Origin of the sequence: Shewanella maritima (genome assembly GCF_043643735.1) — a bacterium.
Classification (GTDB): domain Bacteria; phylum Pseudomonadota; class Gammaproteobacteria; order Enterobacterales; family Shewanellaceae; genus Shewanella; species Shewanella maritima_A.
This window is the reverse complement of the sequence record NZ_JBHZSM010000012.1, coordinates 1-22,717: the sequence shown is the minus strand read 5'-3', so window position 1 is coordinate 22,717 and position 22,717 is coordinate 1. Positions and strand designations below refer to the sequence as shown.

General features: G+C 42.2%; 14 protein-coding genes and 1 tRNA gene. 7 read left to right on the top strand and 8 right to left on the bottom strand.

Translation table 11 applies throughout. From position 1 onward, the window contains the following. Positions 1-244 precede the first annotated feature (244 nt). Positions 245-1,294: a hypothetical protein gene (locus ACHUGF_RS13110; protein WP_394131821.1), complete on the bottom strand. Its 1,050-nt coding sequence runs from the start codon at positions 1,292-1,294 to the stop codon at positions 245-247. A gap of 142 nt (positions 1,295-1,436) precedes the next feature. Between ACHUGF_RS13110 and lpxL the strand changes: the two genes are divergently transcribed. The 4 genes from lpxL (at position 1,437) to ACHUGF_RS13090 (ending at position 6,726) form a co-directional block, all read left to right on the top strand. After that, entirely contained in the window at positions 1,437-2,360 is a 924-nt protein-coding gene (gene lpxL, locus ACHUGF_RS13105) for an LpxL/LpxP family Kdo(2)-lipid IV(A) lauroyl/palmitoleoyl acyltransferase (protein WP_394131986.1), read from the top strand. 193 nt (positions 2,361-2,553) lie between these two features. Continuing rightward, complete coding sequence (locus ACHUGF_RS13100; RefSeq protein ID WP_394131820.1) at positions 2,554-3,471, top strand: L,D-transpeptidase family protein; 918 nt, start codon at positions 2,554-2,556, stop codon at positions 3,469-3,471. 241 nt (positions 3,472-3,712) lie between these two features. Next, on the top strand, positions 3,713-5,122 hold the full coding sequence (locus tag ACHUGF_RS13095; protein ID WP_394131818.1) for a M16 family metallopeptidase: 1,410 nt from the start codon (positions 3,713-3,715) through the stop codon (positions 5,120-5,122). Continuing rightward, positions 5,119-6,726 (top strand): M16 family metallopeptidase, encoded by a 1,608-nt coding sequence (locus tag ACHUGF_RS13090; protein WP_394131817.1) that lies wholly within the window; start codon positions 5,119-5,121, stop codon positions 6,724-6,726. The genes ACHUGF_RS13095 and ACHUGF_RS13090 overlap by 4 nt, the downstream gene beginning before the upstream one ends. Before the next feature lie 5 nt (positions 6,727-6,731). On the opposite strand, the gene ACHUGF_RS13085 is transcribed toward ACHUGF_RS13090, so the two are convergent. Continuing rightward, positions 6,732-7,871, bottom strand: coding sequence for a polymer-forming cytoskeletal protein (locus ACHUGF_RS13085; protein ID WP_394131816.1), 1,140 nt, complete (start codon positions 7,869-7,871; stop codon positions 6,732-6,734). Between the two features lie 201 nt (positions 7,872-8,072). Further along, the gene (locus ACHUGF_RS13080) at positions 8,073-8,987 is read right to left on the bottom strand and encodes a LysR family transcriptional regulator (RefSeq protein ID WP_394131815.1); all 915 of its coding nucleotides are present in this window, start codon (positions 8,985-8,987) and stop codon (positions 8,073-8,075) included. Positions 8,988-9,596: 609 nt separating this feature from the next. Here ACHUGF_RS13080 and ACHUGF_RS13075 point away from each other — a divergent pair. The 3 genes from ACHUGF_RS13075 to ACHUGF_RS13065 all read left to right on the top strand — a co-directional run bounded on the left by ACHUGF_RS13075 (position 9,597) and on the right by ACHUGF_RS13065 (position 16,435). After that, positions 9,597-14,570: a S8 family serine peptidase gene (locus tag ACHUGF_RS13075; protein ID WP_394131813.1), complete on the top strand. Its 4,974-nt coding sequence runs from the start codon at positions 9,597-9,599 to the stop codon at positions 14,568-14,570. 199 nt (positions 14,571-14,769) lie between these two features. Further along, the gene (locus tag ACHUGF_RS13070) at positions 14,770-15,195 is read left to right on the top strand and encodes a LexA family protein (protein ID WP_394131985.1); all 426 of its coding nucleotides are present in this window, start codon (positions 14,770-14,772) and stop codon (positions 15,193-15,195) included. Then, positions 15,179-16,435 carry a Y-family DNA polymerase gene (locus ACHUGF_RS13065; RefSeq protein ID WP_394131811.1) on the top strand — a complete coding sequence of 419 codons (1,257 nt, stop codon included), beginning with the start codon at positions 15,179-15,181 and terminating at the stop codon, positions 16,433-16,435. Before ACHUGF_RS13070 ends, ACHUGF_RS13065 begins: the two co-directional genes overlap by 17 nt. A 20-nt stretch (positions 16,436-16,455) precedes the next feature. On the opposite strand, the gene ACHUGF_RS13060 is transcribed toward ACHUGF_RS13065, so the two are convergent. The 5 genes from ACHUGF_RS13060 to ACHUGF_RS13040 all read right to left on the bottom strand — a co-directional run bounded on the left by ACHUGF_RS13060 (position 16,456) and on the right by ACHUGF_RS13040 (position 21,678). Further along, positions 16,456-18,120, bottom strand: coding sequence for an ABC1 kinase family protein (locus tag ACHUGF_RS13060; RefSeq protein WP_394131810.1), 1,665 nt, complete (start codon positions 18,118-18,120; stop codon positions 16,456-16,458). A 75-nt stretch (positions 18,121-18,195) separates the two neighbouring features. Beyond that, the gene (locus tag ACHUGF_RS13055; RefSeq protein ID WP_394131809.1) at positions 18,196-18,624 is read right to left on the bottom strand and encodes a DUF3127 domain-containing protein; all 429 of its coding nucleotides are present in this window, start codon (positions 18,622-18,624) and stop codon (positions 18,196-18,198) included. 191 nt (positions 18,625-18,815) lie between these two features. Further along, on the bottom strand, positions 18,816-19,736 hold the full coding sequence (gene yegS / locus ACHUGF_RS13050; RefSeq protein ID WP_394131807.1) for a lipid kinase YegS: 921 nt from the start codon (positions 19,734-19,736) through the stop codon (positions 18,816-18,818). A 493-nt stretch (positions 19,737-20,229) separates the two neighbouring features. Continuing rightward, positions 20,230-21,132, bottom strand: coding sequence for a hypothetical protein (locus ACHUGF_RS13045; RefSeq protein ID WP_394131806.1), 903 nt, complete (start codon positions 21,130-21,132; stop codon positions 20,230-20,232). A 469-nt stretch (positions 21,133-21,601) separates the two neighbouring features. Next, positions 21,602-21,678 (bottom strand) — tRNA-Trp (locus ACHUGF_RS13040). Between the last annotated feature and the right edge of the window lie 1,039 nt (positions 21,679-22,717).

Genomic DNA, 22,717 nt, shown 5'->3' with positions numbered 1-22,717 from the left:
AGCTTACCAAAGTGCCACAGGAATTTCTGCTACAATTAACCATTAATACAACATATTTAACCGAACATCATCCTAGTTAACCGCACAATTTAGAACAAAAAATTAACAAGAGCAAAAATTACACTTATAAATCAAAGGCTAGTTTTTAAGTAATATGTATCAAGAACTGCTAGAAATAGTTACAAACTGCTGAATAAAATTTGTGCAAACGGTTTTTTAAAAGTGTAAAAATGTATTTTTCTCATCAAAATACCAAGTTCACCTCAACAAATTGAGTGCTAAGCCAAGCCTTCGCATACTCCTCTCCCATGACGATTTGCAATGTCGGTTGAAGAATGTCACTCAACTCAGCTTGACGCCAAAAAAGATAATGGGGTAAATGTTGGGTTACACCAGAGTCAAATGTTTGTTTGAGTAAACTCGCCATCTCATCAATATCCTTTTGTTGCCATTTCGGCATATCAGCTAATACCAGCTGTAAAAACCTAGAGTATTCATGGGTAGACTTCGCCAACATAAAGGTCTGCTCGTTTAGCAAAGGTAACAAATATGGAGAGCTCCAATGTTGCAAGTTTCTTCGATTATCCATCACAGCAAGATTGCGGCGATGAAATTGCTGCCATATCAGCTTCATTTCTACTTGTGACTGGGCCACTAACCAATAAACATAAATGTCGGCTAACCATTCATGCTCATACTGAGTCAGTGTGTCTGATAATAAACTGCCCTGCATGGAAATATTGTGCAAATGACCCAATTCGTGCCAGATAGACAGTAGCAATTGTTGTTTTAACTCAAGCTTATAGACTTCATTCGCCACCGTCGCTGTTTGTACTGCATTATGTTGATGATCGCTATAGACCACGATACCAGCCACGTTTTCATGGTTGATTGAAAGCACCATAGCGGTTTTCATACCCAATTGATTTTTAATAACATCGGGCTGCAAACTGGCAAGCTGCTGCAGCGAGAAAGGCAATTGGCTAATACAATCATTCAGTTGTTGTACCGCACATAGAAGTGCTTGCTGATGTTTTACCGCTACCCAACGTCCATGAAGGAAATCTTGTTGTTTATCATTAGCGAGATGGTACAAGTCAGGAGCCTGTTGGGGAACGATATGACGCACCAACAAGGTTTGTACTGGGGGAGTTGACGGTGTGTGACTGGGGAACTCACTTGCCCCCCCAGCGTTGGATACAAGAAGCAGCATAAAGAATAATGAAAAAGCATTAAAATAATGCACTACTGTTTTTTCAATTAATCCTGTTAGCAAGTGACTCATCCAATGCATTAGTGTCTGCCTTTGTTACTTATTTTTCTCTGCAATTTTATGCGCATGGTCACTTGCAACTAGCAACCTCTGCAAAAAGTAACAGTTTTTGCGTTTAAATGAGTTAGAATATCAAAAAATCAGATTGCTAACAGAGTCTTTTGTGGTCGAGAAAGCTGAATTTACATCAAAGTTATACCATCCTAAATACTGGTTAATGTGGCTCGGCGCATTGTTAATGCGGCTGACATTATTTCTGCCTTTACGTTGGCAGATGAAATTGGGCAGCGCACTGGGTCGACTGACCATGCGTTTTGCTGGTAGTCGTACAACAACGGCTAAAACCAATATTCGCTTATGTTTTCCTGAATTATCAGCGCAGCAACAACAAACGCTTCTGCAACAGAACTTTGAAGAAACAGGTAAAGCCATCTTTGATACGGTTAATGCTTGGTGGTGGTCTGATGAAAAAATTCAGCAACACATGACCATTAAGGGTGAAGAGCATGTCTCGCAAACCCTTGAAAATGGTCAAGGTGTCATCTTATTTGCAGTACATTGCTTACCACTAGAAATGGGCGCACGCATTTTTGGCCAGTTTAATCCTGGCATCGGTGTATATCGTCCCCATAACAACCCTGTCATGGAATACCTTCAGGTTAAAGGTCGCCTTCGTTCTAACAAAGGCTTAGTACCTAAGCGTGACTTACGCAAGATGGTTAAAAGCCTAAGAAACCCAGACGTTATTTGGTATACGGCAGATCAAGACTTTGGCCCTAACACCGCAGTATTTATCCCATTTTTTGGCGTTGAGCAGGCTGCAACTATTACAGGTGCAACCACGTTAGCAAAGCTTGGTAAAGCAAAGGTGTTACCGTTTTTTGTTGAGCGAAATGATCAAGACACTGGCTACAATATTGAAATTCTACCAGCACTGGATAACTTCCCCGGTGAAAATGAGTTAGAGGATGCCATTCGAGGTAATCAGATTATTGAAGAGTTAATCAATCGAAACCGCAAACAATATATGTGGTTACACCGAAGATTTAAGACCCGACCTAAAGACAATCCTGAGTCTCTGTATTAACCCAAGCGATTCTTTATTCTTAACCCTAGCTTAAGCATCCCAATGAAAATGCGTGTTTCTTGAGTAATTTCACTAAATTGGTTGAATTTTAATACTGGATCAGTGAGGATGCGGTTAATGCTCAGCTTAATGCGTAGATATAACAATTGCGTATGACTGAGCCGCCCAGTGTTTAGCTTTATCGAGAGAATTGATGTTGACGTCTTTTACCAAATACCTTTTTCTTAGTCTTTGTTTAGTCCTAAGTTTTTCAGCAACTTCAGTAGAATATCGCCTACCGCCTAAAGGTAGTTCTGTTATCGGTGAGAACCAATACTTTGTTGTACCAGAAGGCAAGCAAACGCTGGAAGAAATTGCTGCACAGTTTCAATTAGGCTTGACCAATTTAATGCAAGCAAACCCAGGCGTAGATCCATTTTTACCTACGCCGGGCAGCACATTAATCATTCCACACAAATTGATTTTACCTGATACTAAACGTCAGGGGATCGTTATCAACCTTGCTGAGATGCGTCTTTATTATTACCCCAAAGGCACCAATACAGTACAAGTATTGCCCATTGGCATTGGCCAAGTTGGCCGTGACACGCCTGAAAACTGGGTAACTCAAGTTTACCGTAAGCGTGCAAACCCGACCTGGACACCAACCAAGAAAACACGCGAGATCTATGCTGCCAAAGGTGAAATACTGCCAGATGTGTGGCCAGCAGGTCCTGATAATCCAATGGGATTATTCGCGATATATATCGGTAACCTATACGCCATTCACGGCACCAACGCTTCATTTGGTATTGGCTTGCGTGTCAGCCAAGGCTGTGTGCGTTTACGTGATGATGACATAGAACATTTATTTAACTCTGTCCCTGTGGGAACCCGTGTTGAGTTTATTAATCAACCGATCAAAGTGGCTGAAGAAAGCAGCGGAGGTCGCTACATGGAGGTCCATGAGCCATTATCTCGCACCCAAGAAGAGTTTGAATCAACCGCACCAGTTGCGTTATCACTAGAAAAAAATGTCACACGTTTTATTGCCCATGAGCAAACTGACTCGTTTGTCATTAAGCGCTTATTAGAGCAACGCACTGGCATACCGACGCGCATTAATCCATAAATATTAGCGTTCAATTATCCCCACCAAGCCCAAACTCAGTTTGGGCTTTTTGTTATTTGCTGCATTAACAACCATTTTCATGAAGCACTTTTCACTCACTAAAGCCGTAACTGCCCCATTCGGATAAATAGCTACAAGCTATTTATTGGCCATCTTTGTTCAAGCCTAATCACAAAAGCCTATTGAGAAACATCCCTATTCTAGTTAGGCTAAATTCAATAATTACCTATATTAACTACTTATGTATAAAGCGCTTTTTGTTGCTGCTATATTGATTTCCCCTACAGCTAACGCAATGCAGTGCGATATCAGTGAAGCTTTGCATACTGCTCAGCAGCTAGAACTGCAAATTCAAAGCCAGCATCTCGATAATGGCATACAGCTATACTGGCTACCCATGGCTAACAAGCAAACGGTTACCATTGCGAGCCAGTTCAATGTAGGCTCTCGCAATGAGGGAAAGGGGCAAACGGGTTATGCTCATTTATTTGAACATCTGCTTTTTAAAGGCAGTGATAATGCCCCCGAGAATACTTATCCCAACACGATGAATGGCATCGGTGCTCGTTTTAATGCCAGCACCCACTTTGATTACACCAATTATTACGCCACCATACCAAGTCATGCTATTGAGTTAGCCTTATTTCTAGAAAGCGACAGATTCAGACGACCTATCATCACTCCCGCTTCAGTAGAAAATCAACAAGGTGCTGTGATAGAGGAAATGGCCAGTACCATTGATAGCCAGCCCTTTTTTCGTGTCGCAATGGAGTTCTTATTAGCGCAAGTATCTGATACGCCTTATGGTCACGCCATTATTGGCAATAAGCAGGATGTATTGGGGGCAACGGCGTCGAGTTTGCAGGCTTTCCATCAACAGTATTATCAACCCAACAAGATGACAATGGCTGTTGTTGGTGACGTACCCAGTGATATCTATTCCAAGGTTGAAGCCCACTTTGGAGATTGGCAAGCTCAAACTACACTGGCACATACATTTGCCCCTATAGACATTCAAGCAAAGCCTGTACATGGAAAAGTGTATGATAATCGTGGACCATGGCCAGCGCTGTTACTGGCTTGGCATACCCGAGGGCGTTCTCATCCAGATGCAGCAGCGTTAGCACTGCTAAATCAATATTTATTTAGTCACAATACCAGCTTAATGCAGCATACTCAGCGTAATGAGGCGCAAGCACTATTCAATTACTCATTCCCAATGGCGATGGACAACCATGGTGTAGCCAATATTGTGCTCGTGCCACGGGCCAAGGTGTCATTGGATGATTTGTTTGACTTGGTGACAAAGCAAATCGAACAGGTTATCTCGGAAGGCATTGATGCTAATAGCTTATGCCGTATTAAACACTCATCAACTAGTACACTCATTACCCAATTTCACCAGCCGCAAACGGTAGCAAAACGATTAATCAATATTGCGCAGCAAGATCTCGATCAACCTCTTTCAGGGCCGATTAGCCGCATTGATGCCGTGACTAATGAAGACATACAACGTGTGGCTCAACAGTACTTTCAGCATAAAACCATTCGGCTAGATCTATTTCCACCATGGTACATACGCACAGGAAAAACCGTTTTAGAGTGGCTGCCTGAAAGCTTAACTCATTCACTTGAGGACAAAGCCTTATGATGCCGGCATATTTCAAATGTTTTCGAAAAATGTGTATGTTACTCGTGGCTACCCTCGGACTAGCAGCTTGCCAACATCAGCAACTCACCTTTACCGATACAGCACCTGTGACGTTGGCAAATTATCAAGCGCCAAATTCAGCCCTGCAATCACTGACAGATGCACTCGACGTTGCACCACCGACTATCGAATTGCCGTATACGTTACAAATAAATGGGTTGTATTGGCATCAGTGGCTAGCTTTAGATGACTGGCAACATCAGCGCCTTAAACTCAGCGCGTTAATCCACCAGCAGGTCATTTCAAACCCGGATATACTGCAAGCTGCACTTAACCAGAGACTGGCATTACTGAGCCAATCAAGCACATATGAAAACGCATTGTGTTTCGACGCAACCAAGGTACGAGCCAGGCTACATAGCATTAGCATTGAGATGCATTGCAATGCATCATTTACCGAAAAAAGCACATTACTTGGCCAATTGCTTTCCCCTGAGATGCAATTATCGGCGACGCAACAAGCCAATTTAACTCGACAGTTAAAACTCAATAAACATATCAACGCGTTTACCGGAAGCGAAGTAAACCAGCATTATTTTTCAAAATTACTCGGCAAGCAGCACCCTTACCAACAAAATACCAATAACGCAGATGCTATAAACCAACTTGATTCAGCAGCAATCAATCACACGTTAAAGCAAGTATTTCAGTATGGTCAATGGCATGTGTTTAGCGCAAAGCCTGCTCACGCGTTAAATACGCTGTCTTCTGATCTAGACATAAAACCAACGCTGACATCATCTGAGCAGATTGATGTGTTTGGTTATATCGCACAATATCACAATAACGAAAAGCATCTTAATAGCGAAAAGTATCGCAATAACGAAAAGCATCGCAATAACCAAAAGCATGAACATCATAATCAAGATAAAGCCCAATCAAATCCAACTTCAGAAACAGCACCGCAATTAAGCATCGGTATACTGAATGCCGATGATGCGCCGCAAACTCAAGTGAGATATGGCTATTTATTGGCGGCAGAACCACTCAACCTCAATTCAGAGCAAGCACTTGAAAACCGTGTCGCCTGTGAAGCCTTATCGGCCATTCTTGGGCGTGGTTTTTCGGGAAGGTTATTTTATGATTTACGAGAGACGCGTGGTTTAACCTACGGTATTTATGGTTATTGCCATACCGCACCTCTGGGGCAGTTTATCACTTTCTATGGCAGTACAGCCCTCACCCATTCTGGGGCGTTTATTGACGGTATCACTCAGCACATCAAAACATTACAGACACAAACTATGGCACCTGAAGAATTAACGGCCGTCAAAAGACACCTTGCAGGTAAACAAATTATTGCATTGGATAGTTTATCGGGAAAAGAGTCTGAAATATTAACCAGCCGATTACTGGGGCAGAATGCGGCACAAACAAATGCATTTTATCAAGCAATAGCGGCGCTCTCGCCGCAAGATATTCAAATACTCGCCAACAAATATTTGCAAAAACCGGTGATAGTCGTCCGAGGCGATCAACAAAAAATAACCCCAGACTTATCGAATAAGTTGCCACAACTTAGCATTGAGCAACTTAAACGCTGATAAGATTATAAACTTTGCGTGCCGGACTCTGCTGCTGCAGAGTCTTGTGTGTTCTGCTCAGTTTGTGTTTCCACCGCCTCTGTTAGCACCGAAACAGCTTGTTGAGTGGCGGGTTTAGCTACTGAAGTGCTCGCGGCTTCAAGCTCTTCAGCCACATCATTTAAGTCAGCCTCAGTATTGACGATCTCAGTAATCCCAGAATCACTTGTTACAAGCTTATTCGCCGCTTCTTCACTGGTTTCATTAGCAGCATCAGTAGTGGGGGCAGCATTAATATCATCATTATCCAAATTTACGATATCTTGCTGTAATGCGGATAAATGCTTTGTAGATACCTGAGATTGCGCCGCAGCTTGGCTATTTTGCTCATGCTCTTTTGCCTGTTGAGCAGCTTTCGCTTTCTGAGCTTGATAGGCTTGCAAAGCCGCTTGGCGTTCCACCTCATCCATTTGCCCAGTCGATGAGCTATCAACATCATTAAATAATGTCGGCTCTTCTGGTTGCGGTTCAGGTTCGCTGACCATAGAGTCAAAATCGACGTTGAAGATCAGCAGGATGAGAATCACGATAACCACAATTAACCACAGTGATTTTTTGGATGACTGTTGCGAATTGACGTTGGTTTTAGCGACTGCTTCTGAGCTTGTTGAAGGCGTTTCGACTACAGATGAAGGTTTAGCTTTGCTTGTAGACGAAGTTTGTTTAGTCGGTTGCGGTGAAGTCGCCGTTTTATTGCTCTGCTCAGCGCTATCAGTTTGACCATTATAAGTTGCACTTTTAGCCACATTTTTCTTCACAATTTGCGGCAATACCGTGTCACTTGGGCCTTTTTTACGCATACCAATAAACTGACCACCGTCATGGATTTCCATATGATGACAAGAAACCTCGCCATCGACAGTACCACCAGCAACGATGATCAACTTATCGCAATAAGCTTTACCTTTTACAACGCCACTAACATGTAATTCTTGGCAGAATAATTCACCGTCAAAGTCGCCACCTTGTTCGATGGTAATGATTTCAGTGGAGCGAATGACACCTCGGGTTTTCCCTGCTATCGAGGCTGCGCCTTGAATTTGCATTTCACCTTCAAGATGCATTTGAGCATTAATATATGTCACTTGTTTCGTTTTCTGGCTCATCATCATTCCTTGTGAGGCTCTATTAACAGAAATGCTAATACAAATTCAATCACATAGAAAGAGTTCAACCGATTGAGATCAGCTCAATAAACCAATTAATGACGACTCATTTGCGAAACAATCACTAAAATATGCAAATAGCGAGATTGACTAATTTAATCTGAATTACTGATAGGGGAGCGTGTATATACTGGATTGTGACTACGCGAGCCTTTGCTGTATTTCCGAGTTCAAAAACGCAATAAATTCTTGGCTTGTTCTAGTGAGACGACGCTTTTTGGAATAGACAATACTAAAGCTCGCTGAAACATCGGGCATGTTGAGGATATCCAGCGCCACGAGGCTCCCTTGATTTAACTCTTTTTGAATAGCAATTTTGGGGGTGATCACTAACATGTCGCAGTTCTGCAATGACTCTTTAATTGGATGAAATTGATCAAATCTAATCATGCCTGAAAAATCTTCTCTGTCAGCGTCGAATAAATCATCAAATTGCCTCGCTAGTTTAGTGGGTAAAGAGCGAGGTACCGCAATCGGGAAATCTTTCAATTGGGGTAAATACACTCTTTGCTCTTTAGTTAATGGATGATCCTTGCGACAGCAAAATACTGCAGGAGATTTAGGCAGTGGAATGACTTCCAAATCTTGTTGGTTTTCAACATCAATACCGCCTGTCTCGGCAACAAAGATATGCACGCTACCCTGATTTAAAGCACGATAAAGCTTATCCCAGCTGTTTACCTTTAGCTCCACACTGGTATTAGGGTGATCCATTAAAAATAGTCCAACAATTGGACCGATAAAGCTATTTGATGGAATAGGACTCGCACCTACCACTAATTTTGCTCGCTCAATACCTCTCATGGTATCAATTTCGGACTTTAAATGATTAACCTCACTGACAATAAGTTCTCCTTGCTTGAAAACTAACTCTCCATACTCTGTCAGAGTAAAACCTTTAGCTCCGCGATCCAGTAATGTTACCCCCAGCAGGTCCTCCATTTTTTGAATGCTTCTAGAAAGTGAAGGCTGCGCTAAATTCAGTTTTGTTGCTGCTCGACTAAAACTTTTTTGCTGCGCGAGCACTATAAAATGCCTTAAGTGCTTGAGTTCCATATTACTATTCTCGGTAATCTCACTATGATGGGCTATCAAAAAGTTAACTAAACCCTTTTGCGCTCATATCATTCTGACTAACATCATCTATTGGGGTACCTAGGCTGCTACGATAAAAATCAGTGTTTACAAACTCATGCTCTAAGCATAAACAAAGCAAATAAACTCTCACACAAGCCATTTTAAGTTACGCACAGTTCACGCATAACCATTCAGAAACACCCTATTTGTACGACGTTCTGCTATAGAGTCATCTTAACCAAGCTTTGATTAACAATCGCGTAACAAATTGTATCCTGCACAACATTTATGGATGCAAAGTGGCTACAAATCATTAACCATAATTGTATATGCAACCCATTGCCCAATAATCAATCACCTCCTAACACCAAATAAAAACCAAATACAAAACAACACCTTATAAACAAATGAGCTTTTCTGAAAATACAATAGCGCCAGAGTAACAACTGGATACGAATGTTAACCGATATGCATACCATGAATACAAATATACACAATACGCATTAGCGACCATCCACCAAGACCTGCAGGATTGTTAATGGTTTGTAGCAAAAAACAATAAAAACCATCAAGGAAGCAGGAATAAATATGAAATTAAATAAAATAAGCTTGATGACCATGGCGGCATTGTACGCCGCAGGTGCTGGCGCTGCCGCATCTTCAGGGTCAGGTACCTTAGAAGGTGCGCGAAGTATCGAAATAACCGATGCTATCATCAAATATAATGAACAACTCAACAGTGGCAAAGATAGAGCTGGTCGCTCAATCAATGGCTCGACTGTTCAGGGTAAAAACAATCACCGTGCAATTACAACCAACACCAATTACAAGGTCCCCTTTCAACACCAACAAGGCTTGCAAGGTGAACAAACTTACATCATTGAGTTAAATGATAAGCCAGTGTCACTTTATACAGGTGGCATCCAAGATCTAGCGGCTACGTCACCTAAGCTATCAACGGTACCGACTATGTTGAACCCACGAGGTTACAATAAGTTAGACGTTAATAGCCAAGCTGTTAGACAGTACACGAATTACTTGGCAGAGAAACAAAACCAAGCACTTGCAGATATCTCAAGTGTGGCAGGTTCTTCAGCACAAGTTACTGAACAATATGCGCTTGCCTTTAATGGTATGGCTATGCGTATGACGCAAGATCAGGCAGCCAGAGTATCTGAACTACCCGGTATTCGTAATGTAACATTAGAAAAGAACTACGAGTTACATTCAGACACTGGCCCAATTCATATTGGCGCTGATGGCCTATGGAGCGGAACTCAGGCTAGCGATAATTTCAAAGGTGAAGGGATTGTTGTCGGTGTACTCGACACCGGTATTAATTCTGATCATCCATCATTTGCTGCAGTAGCTGGCGACGGTTATGAACATACTATGCCTGCTCGCTATGACGGTTACATTGGTGACTGTGAGATGGAAGAGTTCGCTGATATGTGTAACGACAAGCTTATCGGTATTCGTTCATATGCTGCGATCACTGACTCCTATAAAGATTGGGCCTTTAATAAAGGCCAACCTTATGGTGAACCATTACGCCCACAAAATGGTGAAGACTATAATGGTCATGGTTCACATACTGCTTCTACCGCTGCTGGTAATGAGCTTTTTGATGTGCCTTATGTAGTTGCTGAAGTGGCTGAAACGAGCGACGGTATTGCCACAGATCTCGTGTTCCCTAAAATCTCTGGTGTTGCACCACGTGCGAACATTATTTCATATCAAGTCTGTTTCCCTGGTGATGGCTCATTAAGTGCTGATTTTGCAGGTTGTCCAGGCTCTGCGCTACTTGCTGGTATTGAAGATGCCATTGCTGATGGCGTCGATGTGATTAACTACTCTATTGGTACAACTTTCGGTAGTTTCCCTTGGGATGACCCAATGGAATTAGGTTTCCTAGCGGCACGTGAGGCGGGCATTTCTGTCGCGGCTTCAGCCGGTAATGCGTATGATCCTAATTACGCTTCACAAGCGCGAGGTGCTATTGATCATTTATCGCCTTGGTTAACGTCAGTTGCCGCTACCACTCACGGAAGAACCATTGAAGTTGAAGGCAAAATGCTAACCAACTCATCTGGTGGTGATCAACCTCTACCTGAATTGCAAGGTGGCGGTATTACTGGTGAATACACAGGTCCAGTTGTCAGCGCAGCATCTTACGGCTATGAATATGAAATGTGTAATGATCCATTCCCAGCTGACTTCTTCAGTGTCGACCCTAACGGTATTCCGTTTGATGTCGCGCCTATTGTGGTCTGTAAACGAGGTGATATCCCTCGCGTTGAAAAAGCAACTAACATTGAAGCAGGTGGTGCTGGTGCACTTATTCTATGGAACCCTGGTTATAGTGATCCAGCTGTTAATGATCCTTATTCTATTCCTGGCATTAATATCACCTATTCATCTTTCTGGGGTGGAGCTGAGAATAACTGGTACGGACTTAACCAATGGTTAAGTAGTGGTAGTGATCATCGCGCTACCATCACGGCATCAACTGTGGTTGCAAACCAAGGCACAGCTGATTATGTTGCAGACTTCTCATCTCGCGGTCCAAACTTGGAAGTACCGGATGTCATGACACCAAGCCTTGCTGCCCCTGGTGTTGATGTTTATGCAGCTTACGCAGATGATATGCCATTTAATGCCATTGGCACCCCAGCTGATTACGCTGCGATTAGCGGTACTTCAATGGCTTCGCCACATGTTGCTGGTGCAATGGCACTGCTTAGCCAATCTCACCCTGATTGGACGCCAGCGCAAATTCAATCAGCATTAATGACTACAGCATCATTAGACGGTGTCACTCGTAATCGTGATGATTATCCATGGGATGCGGTAGCGGCTGGCTTCAGCGATGCAGGTAGTGGTGTCATCAACGTATCTCGTGCTAACAATGCCGGATTACTACTTGATGAAACAGCCGATAACTACCGTGCAGCTAACCCTAAAAATGGCGGTAATATTCATACGTTAAACCTACCTTACTTCTACAATGACAGCTGTAAAACAAGCTGTACTTGGATGAGAACGGTTACAGCAACCCAAGATGGTACTTGGACGGTTGATGCAACGCCACAAGAAATGGACGGTGCGCAAATGCTCACCTTGGAAGCGCATCCGAAAACCTTCACCCTAAAAGCGGGTGAAACACAAGCGATTATGCTTTCTGCCACTATCCTAGATGTTGAAGCTATCGGCGCGGATTCTTCACAAATCCAATTGATGGGTTCAGTAACCTTGTCACCAGAAGATACAAGCATGCCATCTCAGCATATGCCTGTAGCGGTTCGTTACACTGCTGACAAGTTACCTGTGTCTGTCGCTGGGCAAATACATCGTGAAACAGGTCATACGCTAACACCAATGTTGGAAACTGAAGAAATTCAGTCGCTTAATCCTTCAGTGTATGGCTTAACTAAAGCCCAACAGTTCACCTTTAATTTAAAACGTGCTAATCAAGATAAGCGTTTATATTCAGAAGGTTATACTGTTGAAGAGATTGAAGCCGATGGCGGCGCTAAAGTGACGTTCTTTGACGTACCTGAAGGCACAAAACGCTTAGTATGGGAAGTATTATCTGTTGACAAACAAGCCTACTCAGCCATTGATTTGGGTATGGATGTCAATGAAGATGGTGAAGTGCAATGGTTGGATGAAGCGATTTGTTTCTCTTTCACTGACAGTGGTGACTATTGTGCCATCAACAACCCAACACCGGGTAAGTACTGGGCAATTGCAGCCAACTGGAAATGGGAATATGAAGACCCATCTAATGCAGCTGACGAATTTGTCTTAAGCTTAGCTATGGTGGGTGATACAGATTCAGCTAACCTAACCGTTGAAGGTCCAGCATCGACTAATGGTACTGAGCCATATCAACTGCAGCTGAACTATGATTTACCTGGCGCTGTAGAAGGTGATGTCTATTATGGTGTTGTTGGTTTAGGGACTGATGATTACAACCAAGGTAACCTTGGTGAATTTGCTGTGAAACTGCAACACCTTGGTTCCGATACACACATATCAGCAAGCCAAACTGCTGCTAAAGCGGGTGATATTGTTGACTTCAGTATTGAATTAGCCCCTAACTTACTTGGAGGTGAACGCGACTTTACCTTTAAGACTATGATACCTGAGCACCTTCAACTGCTGGAAGATTCTATTTCTGTCGGTGGTGTAGGTAACTACAGTGATAACCTAATGGTAGAAGGTAATACAATTAATATTAGCGCGACTCAGCCTTCATCAGCTGATACTAAGCGCCACTATGTATTTACTACAAGCCTTGAAGATGAGATGTGTAAATTGCCTTATGGTGATGGCACTTATGTTGACCTACCCTCTCACGGCTATGCGCCTATGGGGATGTCTGGCTACTCTAACCAGGTTTTACGTATCCCATTAAGCAGCAATGGACTTCCGCATGCACCGTTATACGGTAACCCGGAAATGTATGGTCAAGATACACTTGCTATTTCACCATTTGGTTATGTGCAGTTTGACCCATTAAATGAGTTCTGGAATAACCACATTCCATTTAATGAAGTGTTCCAAAACTTCCCTGACACCATGGTTGCTCCGCTTTGGCGTGGTGATGTGATGATGCCTGAGACAAGTTTTGACTGGAGTAGTGCGCAATATGTTGATGATGTGTACGCTATCGTCACTGGCGATCACTATGTATTCCAGTGGGTTGGTGGTGAAGAGTGGTTTAACTTCTTTGTTGGTAATACCAACCCAGATCTAAGCTCAAACTTTAACCTACAAACTGTGATTGCGACTGATATTAGCTTTGAAGCTAACACTCCTGAAGTGATGTTTGCTTATAAAGAGTTAACCACTAGCAATCCTCACTTCGGTACGATTGGCCTGCACGGCTATTGGGGTGAGCGTGGCACATTTGGTCCAGCAAACGGTTGGTACAACGATGGCTTCGCCTACAACGATGTTGATCAAAAAATCGCTGAAGGCATGGTTATCTGCGCTGATTACCGCGGCCCAGAGCAAACTGCAGTAACGTTAAACTTCTCTGCGCGTGTTTCTGGTCATGCTATTGGCAGTGACAACACTATCACAGTCGAAACGCAGTACGCTGACTCAGAGCTTGTTACTGAAACATACACTGTTGCGACTAACTCGAATATCAGTGTGATCGATATTGCCGATATGACAATCGAAGAAAACACCACTTCAAGTGCCATTACTGTGACCTACCATGATGTGAAAGGTACCACAAACGGCATTCAGGTGAGCGGTGAAAACATCACTGCGACGGTTGAAGGTGACTCATTCACTATCACACCTGATGCTGATTGGCACGGTATGACCGAAGTGACTGTCACAGTTCACGATATGGCTTACCCATCAGACCAAGCCAGCACTAGCTTCATGCTAACCGTAAACTCTGACGGTGTTGAGCCTGTTGTCCCAGCTACTCCTGATCCAGAGCCTGAGCCAGAATCAGACTCTAGCGGTGGTAGCTTAGGCTTCCTGGCATTAACGCTACTAGGTTTACTAGCAGGAGGACGTAGAAAGTTAACTAAGTAATTTAGTTTAATATCTACCTTATCAGTTTGGCCCTCGAAAGAGGGCCTTTTTTGTTGGGTTTGCTAATGACGTAACTCCAGCTACATCAAGCCTTTCAAGCCAATGTTAAAGCCACATACTTTCACTTGCGCTCTTCTCCAAAATAAACCGTATACTTTTGATACGTGCACTGTATGAATATACAGTGTATAATTTTTATATGAACATCATTCCAATTTTAGCCAGCGCTGGGATCACCGGTTTTGAATCACCAGCGGCTGATTACAAACAACTGCCACTGAGCCTTGATGAATTACTCATTGAGCACCCAAGTGCCACTTTTATCGGTCAGGCAATGGGCGATTCAATGCAAGGAGTCGGTATTTATGATGGCGACATACTAATTGTTGATAGACATGTTGATATGCGAAATTTAGATGTGATTGTTGCTAACTATAACGGCACTTTTGTCTGCAAAATTATCGACAAAGTTAACCGGCAATTGCTATCTGCCAATGAAAATCACATGAGTACAGCGATTACTGAGCATGACACATTCAGTGTGGAAGGCGTGGTGGTGCGTTCTATTCGTTGTCACCGCAAAAGCCCTGTATTAGAGAGAGCCGCCAATGTACGCCCTGGTTGATGCTAATGCATTTTATTGTAGCGCCGAACAAGTGTTTCGCCCTGAATGGCGCAATCGCCCTATCATAGTACTGAGTAACAATGATGGTTGTATTGTGGCGGCAAACAAACAGGCCAAACTCGCAGGAATTGTTAAGTTTAAACCTTATTTCGAAGTGAAATCGCTGTGCCAACAAAAAGGGGTGATTGCCCTGTCCTCAAATTATGAGCTGTATGGTTCATTATCATCAGCCATGATGGAAGTGATTGGCCGCTTTGCACCTGAACAACATATTTACTCTATCGATGAGTCATTTTTGTCATTTAAGCACTGCGCAAAAGCCATACCCTGTTTAGAACAACACGCTCAGAAAATCAGAAAGGCAGTCTGGAAAGAAACTCGATTACCCGTATGTGTCGGCATCGGCAACACTCTCACACTGTCAAAGGTGGCCAACCACGCAGCAAAACACCTCGAGGGCTATGGCGGTGTATGCACCATTAATAACACGCAACAACGCATCGACATACTCAAACACATGCATACCACAGATGTTTGGGGTGTCGGCAGTCGCATAGGCAAACGGCTCGCACAGATGAATATTAATAATGCCTATGCTTTGGCTTGTATGAAACCGGAGTTAGCTAAGAGGCAATTTAACATCGAGCTTGAACGTACCGTAAGAGAGCTTAATGGCGAAGAATGTAAAGGTTGGGATGAAGCTCGTGCAGACAAAAAGCAAATCTTTTCAACTCGTAGTGTTGGTCAACGTATCACCACATTAGCGCAGTTATGCCAAGCTCTGAGTAAACACGCGAGCATTGCCGCTGCCAAGGCAAGAAAACAAGGCTCTCTATGCCATAGCATGCTTATTTTTGCACATAACTCACCTTACGATGAACGCCCAACAGGGTTTAAATATACGCATCATTTCGCTTATGGCACAAACGACACATTTGACCTTATCCAAGTCACACATCAAGTCGCTAATGCCAGGTTTGCTGAGGGTGTACGCTATTACAAAATTGGGATTGGACTCGTTAATCTCAGTAGTGAAAGCTATCGACAACAAGACTTGTTTGAACCAGTCAAAAATACACAATTAATGCCGACCTTAGACAATATCAATGCCATATATGGCTCAGGTACCTTGTTTGTTGCCGCTCAAGGAATTAACCCCAAATGGCATATGCGCCGCGAGCTACTCACACCACAATACACCACACGCTGGCAGGATATCCCTTGCATTGATTGCAACTAAGGCTATTGCAGTTAAACGAGTTAATCTTTGTTAGACAGGTTACCTGAGCGATTAATAGCGAATAATAACCGCCCCACTAAAAAGCTCCCTAAACCTGTAATCCCCAACCCAATAATAGACACTCCATGATACAAGGGCGGCACACCACTGCTGAGTATCATACAACCGCCGACAAACACCGCGCCGCCTAACACACCGTACACTAGGCGATTAATAATACTGTCTAAATGACGATGATTAAGATTGATGTCAAACTGGCCATTGGTGATTTGATCCGTCACTTGTTCAATTTGATCTGGCAGTTGATTGACCACACGCTGCCAACGGGTAGAGGATGCAACGGCTTGTTTAAACACTTGCTGCGGAGAAAGCTGAGCAAGCTTCATTTTCATCGCATAAGGTTGGATTGCATCAATCACACTAATCTGGTTGTCGAGCTGCTTAGAGGTCCCTTCTAGCATGATCAGCACCCTAAGCAACATGGAGACTTCAGTAGGGATTAACAATTTATGGTGGTGAATAATACGAATAAACTCATTGAGTACATCCACTAACACCATTTCGTTAATATCAATGTCCAAGTAATCTTGCACAAAGTCAGTCACATCCTGCTCAAGCAGTGTCTTATCAAGATGGGCAGGTGTTTGGCATAGCTGAATAATTTGGTAGGTTAATTCTGCTGCATCTTTCTCAGCCAGTGCCATAAGCAAATGTTGGAAACGCAATTGTATAGCCTGAGTGAGCTTAGCTGTCATTCCCCAGTCTAAAATACCGAGTTGCTTAGACTCTAAAATCCAGATATTGCCAGGATGAGGGTCTGCATGGAAAAAGCCAAGATCAAAAATCATGTCTAAGTAAACTTTAATACCAAGCTCTGCAATCTGCTGAGTGTCAATATTATTGGCGGTTAACTGCTCTATATCAGCAATATGCGTGCCTTTAAGGCGCTCCATCACTAATACATGCTTACCAGAAAGATCACGATAAACCTCAGGAATATGCACTTGGGTATTAGAGGCAAAATACACACTCGCACGCTGCATACTGCGTGCTTCTTTAACGTAATCAAGCTCATTCATCAATGACTTGGTGAATTCAACTATCAGCTTCGAGGGTTGGTATAGCTTTAAGTCTTTATGGTATTGCTCTACCAAAGTGGCCAACATTTTTAAGATTTCCACATCAGCGGTTATCTTTCGCTCAATGCCGCTATGTTGCACCTTTACAACCACATCTAAGCCATCAAGTGTTACAGCGCGATGCACCTGCCCCACTGAGGCCGACGCTAAAGGGATGAAATCAAACTCAGAAAAGAGTGCGTCAAATGGCTGACCAAACTCCGCTTCGATGGTCGAGATAACTTGCGCTTGAGTATCAGCGGGCGTATCAGCCTGAAGCTTTGCCAGCTCATCTGCTATTTCTTGACCAACAAGGTCGGCACGGGTACTGAGTATTTGCCCAAGTTTAATAAAAGCAGTACCCAGTTCTGAAAATGCTAAACGTAAGCGAATGGCCAACGACAATGAAGCTAGTTGCTGACCAGAATCATCAACAAATACACTCTTGATAAACTCAGGGTCAGTATTCTTAATCCAATTTGCTAACCCATATTTTACCAGTACAGTTAGAATCTGCCGCGAGCGGGCTGAGTGGTTCATAAACTGTTTTAAGGTTGTCAGCATCATCTATTCCTTGAATAACATACCCGTGAGGTAGCCATTAATTGGTGCTTATATTTACACCTTTAAATCTAGCATGATCTAGAACGGGATATCATCATCCCACACATCAACAACTGGCTTTTGGGTTGGCTGGGAAGTCTGTGCTTTAGGTGGCGTGGCAGGCATATCTGGTTGCACATGTTCGTTCTGCTGATTGTCAGACTGCTGGGCACTGGCCATTTTCCAAACTTGTAAACTAGTAAAGCAGCGCTCAGGTTTATCTTGTGCTTGCCAAAGACGGCCGCTGATATTGAAAGTAACCTGCACTTCATCACCGACACGGTATTGGTCAAGTAAACTGCATTTATCTTTAATTAATTCCAATGCGATATAATTAGGGTAACTAGTATTCTCATCAGGTCCAGTAGCCTTAATCACAAACTCGCGCTTGGTGAAACCATTATTTCCAAACGTCATGGTGTCACCCATGCTATGAATGATACCCGTCATTTCAAAACTTTTAGACATATTTGTTACTCTCAATAAAAACGACTTAATGAGTGTTTATTACTAATAATAAACACAAAAAACAACTGTTACTCGCACTCTTAGGAGGACATAATTGTGGTGAGCACAGCCATAAACGAAACGTCACCTAAAACAATAGTGACTAGCCTAACAGGCAACGAATATAAACGATTTAGAGATTAAGCCCCAACCTACAAAATTGTGGCTCTTATGGCATTTTTCAAAACAGGACATCGATCCGGTAATACCAATGCGACTGCCTGAGGTAAAACAGATATCGTTATCTGGGTACTCGTTATTGGCTCACCATCTAAGTTGACTGGCATTATCGACTCAGAGATCCACTCGACTTGTTTTACTTGCTCACGGTAGACAAAGTTGCCAGACGAAATGTTTTTCTGCTGCAGTTCTTCAATCACCGTTGCCATATCTGAAGGCATAAAAGACTCAAGTGAAACAGCGTCAAGTAAACCATCATCTATATAAGCCTCTGGTGCTAATAACTGTCCGCCACCTGCCATTCGACCATTACATATAGCACCAACAACCACATTACTTTCTCGAGTTTTACCATCAAGTTTAACAGTACCTTGGAAAGGTAGAAAATTGAGAGCTTGAACTAAGCCAGATAAGGTATACGCGCCGCCACCTAAGAAGTTTTTCAAGGCGACTGGAGTATTAGCAGTAACCTGCGCACCAAAACCAGCTGTGGCAATATTGATGAAATACCTTTCATTAACGCTTGCCGCATCGACTAGATAACTATGCCCAGTTACAGCAAGGCTCAAGGCTTGATAAGCATCATTAGTAGGAATTTCACAAGCAGACGCAAAGTCATTGGCTGTCCCCAAAGGTAAAACGGCTAACTCAATTGAGGTAATATTATGTCTTAAAAACGTATCTACTATTTCATTAACCGTACCATCGCCACCACCGGCAATAATACGCGTTACCTTCTGCTGCGCAGCGTCTAATACTAAGCGCTCAAAATCTCCTGCTTCCCAGGTCGGACGGACTTCAAGCTCGTATCCTTCCGCTCTTAATTTATAAACAGCTTCACGTATATCTTCTTGAGAGGCTTTTTTACCATTTAATAATAAACGAGCGCGCATGCCTATTTTCCCTAATGATTTAGTAACAAAACCAATAACTCTAACCTTGGTGATTACTCAAAAACTATAATGAAAGAGAAATGAACAAAATACCAGTTATCCGATGCTTTTAAACTAATATTTAACAGTCGAAAATGGAGAGATACGATCCATCTATGGGGTTTAAGAAGATTGCTATGATTTTATAAAACAGAACACTTTAATAATGGAATAGAATCTAGTTATTGAGGTGTAAAGTGACTAAACGAACAAGTAGAAGTTACACTGCTTAATTCAAGTAGGAAGTCGTAGCATTGGTAATCGAGCAAGATTACAGCGTACCATAGGTACGCAGCCTCTCTAGCTACCATAGATAAACTACTTTATAACAGGAAAGCCAAGTTTGAAGCTAAGCATTCTGGGTTCTAAATATACAAAATAGGCTCAAATGAAGGCTAAAAAAGTAATTCATGTTAATTAAAACATGAATTACTGCGAGCCCCGATACTAACGCTTATTCACAGGTATATGTATAAATATATCTGTCACCAACCTGCTTGGAAGCAACAACCTGCAAAGTGCAGCCGCCACTACCACTAGTTGATCCGCCAACTAAAGTTGAAGAGTATTTTTCAAACTTAGCTTTATCCTCACCTGAGGTAAATTGGAAATCTTTACCTAAGACGTCACTAGAAGATAAAGGCACTGTATTCTTATCACCATCTCTACCGCCAATTACATCAAACGTCTGAGTTACTACATCAAATGTGACAGATAAGAAGCCATTTGGGCCGGTTCCATCCGAATTAGAAACAAAAATAATTCGTAAATAGGCTCCCATTTCCTTCATATCAGGAATGTTTACTTTATCCAGAGTATCAGAAATTATATGGGATAACTGAGCATCTGGTCCTTCAAAGTAAAAATCATAAATTCCATTTTGATAATAGCTGGCAGTCATAAAATCGTATGGACTTCCTTTAGCTTTAACTTCACCAGCATAAAGCAATTCTGTACTATTAGAGCTAGTAGTTGAATGTTGTTGTGGTGAGAAAACAGGAAAACTTATCTGACTTTTGGCCTCAGCAAGCTTAATTACTCTTATTAATTCTTTTCTGTAGCTAAATATCAAATCAATATCATGCTGTTCCCCTGAAGTGATATAAGACTCATTTGAAGTCATAATTGGTTTACCAAAGCGACCGTCACTTGGAACTAAGCTGTATTTTCTTGCTGTTTCATCCACAAAATCAAGCACGACCACATGGGATTGCTTATAACGGTTCGAGCTACGCTCGGCCTGTATTTGCATTTCTTCGGAGGAACAGCCATTACAAACTATTGATTTCGTTTCAGCGTTGACTAAAAACGAGATAAATGGAATAAACATAATTAACAGAGAGAGTACTAGTCTCATTTCAAATCCTTTTGAAGGTAGGTAAAAAATAATGCTTTCTTATTTAGATATTTGCCTTGATAGTAACTGGGTGCATATCCAAACAAACTCTTCTTTAAGGTAACAAAAACCAAGCCTCACACCAACAATTCAGTAATTCAGCAACTCGTCTTAAATCTATTAACATCAAGTAAGGCAATTTCTACCTCAAATCTTATTACCATTAAATAGTAAAGCCCTATTCACAATTCTACTGTCTGAAAAGGTATGAATTAAAGCAAAATAATAATGCTAGTTTTAAGTGCAAATTAACAATCTGTTTCATATGATTGCCATCATAATGAGAGATCCATCTAGTAAAGCCTAGTGGTCACCGATTTGAATTTTGGACTTATTTAGGCATGAAGAAGCATACTGCGATTAGACTAAAATAAGAAAATAAATGCTAGAAAAGACAAAGGCCTAGCATTTCTGCTAGGCCTTCTAAATTTGGCAGGGGTAGCAAGACTCGAACTCGCAACCATCGGTTTTGGAGACCGCTGTTCTACCAATTGGAACTATACCCCTGTTGACGAAGTGCATTATGCTTAAACAGACCGAAAAGGTAAAGCACTTTTTCGGTAAAACCTACTAACTGCGGCTTTTTCAAGCAAATTAAGTGCATTTGAATTTAGTTACGATATAACGGTGTAAAAGGATCAAACAAACTGAAATAGTTCTAGCAAAACCGTGAATATATGAGACTGATCAAATACAAAACTCAAGACACCCATAATTAAGTTTCAGCGAAGTATGTGGTTTGCTCTAGTAAATACATCACCTGGTGATGCGTATAAGCCTACTTAAAGTGATGCTTTGTTATGTTTTCAACTAAACTATTCATTCAGAAATAATTGATAATTAGCAGTAAATTGTAAAAGTAATTCTTAGAGGAACCAAACAGAAACTAATACTAGGTCTAGGGGTTTATTAGATAGATTTCGAGATAAGTCAGGCTTCTAGAAATGCCCAATGACCCAGGTGGATGTGAGAAGTGTCGACTATGCAGTTGCATATAATCGCCTCAGGTTCGTGCAGCGAACACATTGAGGCTGTAAGCCCTGCTATGAATGAAAAGCATTCAAGAGCTTTGAATTGTTTGTGAAGCTGGAGAGCCTACTTCGCTGGCGATTTGACCTTGGGAGTAGGTAATCATGAGCAGCCTATGTGAAAAGCATCTGATCTGAATACTGGTTCATTCTAGCCGTTAGTAAAATATTTTATTCTCCCCCAAACGCAAAGATCTTTAATAAGGTGGCTTCTTCATTACTATTTAATAAACCAAAGTCTTGTCAGCAAATATCCAGCGAACATGCCGGCGTGGATGGCGGCAATTAGAGTAACGCAGGAGCAGTTATCGAAGTTCTTCGCGTTCAACTCTTCTATAAAGCTTCGCTTTATAAGCGCAAGCATTTCATCCTACGGCCACCAAGGATAGCTGGAGTGTCGGTTAGGCAGGATGCAATTATCGACTTATCACATGGTGATGATGCATGCTGCGCATGCGCTGTTTACTTCCCATGTTCGAGTAATCTTCCAAAAGCTGAACAGACAAAAAAGCCCGTTG

Bases quoted from the DNA above. Each gene is read 5' to 3' on its own strand.
- ACHUGF_RS13110 (WP_394131821.1), bottom strand. From the start codon at position 1,294: ATGCATTGGATGAGTCACTTGCTAACAGGATTAATTGAAAAAACAGTA.
- ACHUGF_RS13100 (WP_394131820.1), top strand. From the start codon at position 2,554: ATGTTGACGTCTTTTACCAAATACCTTTTTCTTAGTCTTTGTTTAGTC.
- ACHUGF_RS13095 (WP_394131818.1), top strand. From the start codon at position 3,713: ATGTATAAAGCGCTTTTTGTTGCTGCTATATTGATTTCCCCTACAGCT.
- ACHUGF_RS13090 (WP_394131817.1), top strand. From the start codon at position 5,119: ATGATGCCGGCATATTTCAAATGTTTTCGAAAAATGTGTATGTTACTC.
- ACHUGF_RS13085 (WP_394131816.1), bottom strand. From the start codon at position 7,871: ATGAGCCAGAAAACGAAACAAGTGACATATATTAATGCTCAAATGCAT.
- ACHUGF_RS13080 (WP_394131815.1), bottom strand. From the start codon at position 8,987: ATGGAACTCAAGCACTTAAGGCATTTTATAGTGCTCGCGCAGCAAAAA.
- ACHUGF_RS13075 (WP_394131813.1), top strand. From the start codon at position 9,597: ATGAAATTAAATAAAATAAGCTTGATGACCATGGCGGCATTGTACGCC.
- ACHUGF_RS13070 (WP_394131985.1), top strand. From the start codon at position 14,770: ATGAACATCATTCCAATTTTAGCCAGCGCTGGGATCACCGGTTTTGAA.
- ACHUGF_RS13065 (WP_394131811.1), top strand. From the start codon at position 15,179: ATGTACGCCCTGGTTGATGCTAATGCATTTTATTGTAGCGCCGAACAA.
- ACHUGF_RS13060 (WP_394131810.1), bottom strand. From the start codon at position 18,120: ATGATGCTGACAACCTTAAAACAGTTTATGAACCACTCAGCCCGCTCG.
- ACHUGF_RS13055 (WP_394131809.1), bottom strand. From the start codon at position 18,624: ATGTCTAAAAGTTTTGAAATGACGGGTATCATTCATAGCATGGGTGAC.
- yegS (WP_394131807.1), bottom strand. From the start codon at position 19,736: ATGCGCGCTCGTTTATTATTAAATGGTAAAAAAGCCTCTCAAGAAGAT.
- ACHUGF_RS13045 (WP_394131806.1), bottom strand. From the start codon at position 21,132: ATGAGACTAGTACTCTCTCTGTTAATTATGTTTATTCCATTTATCTCG.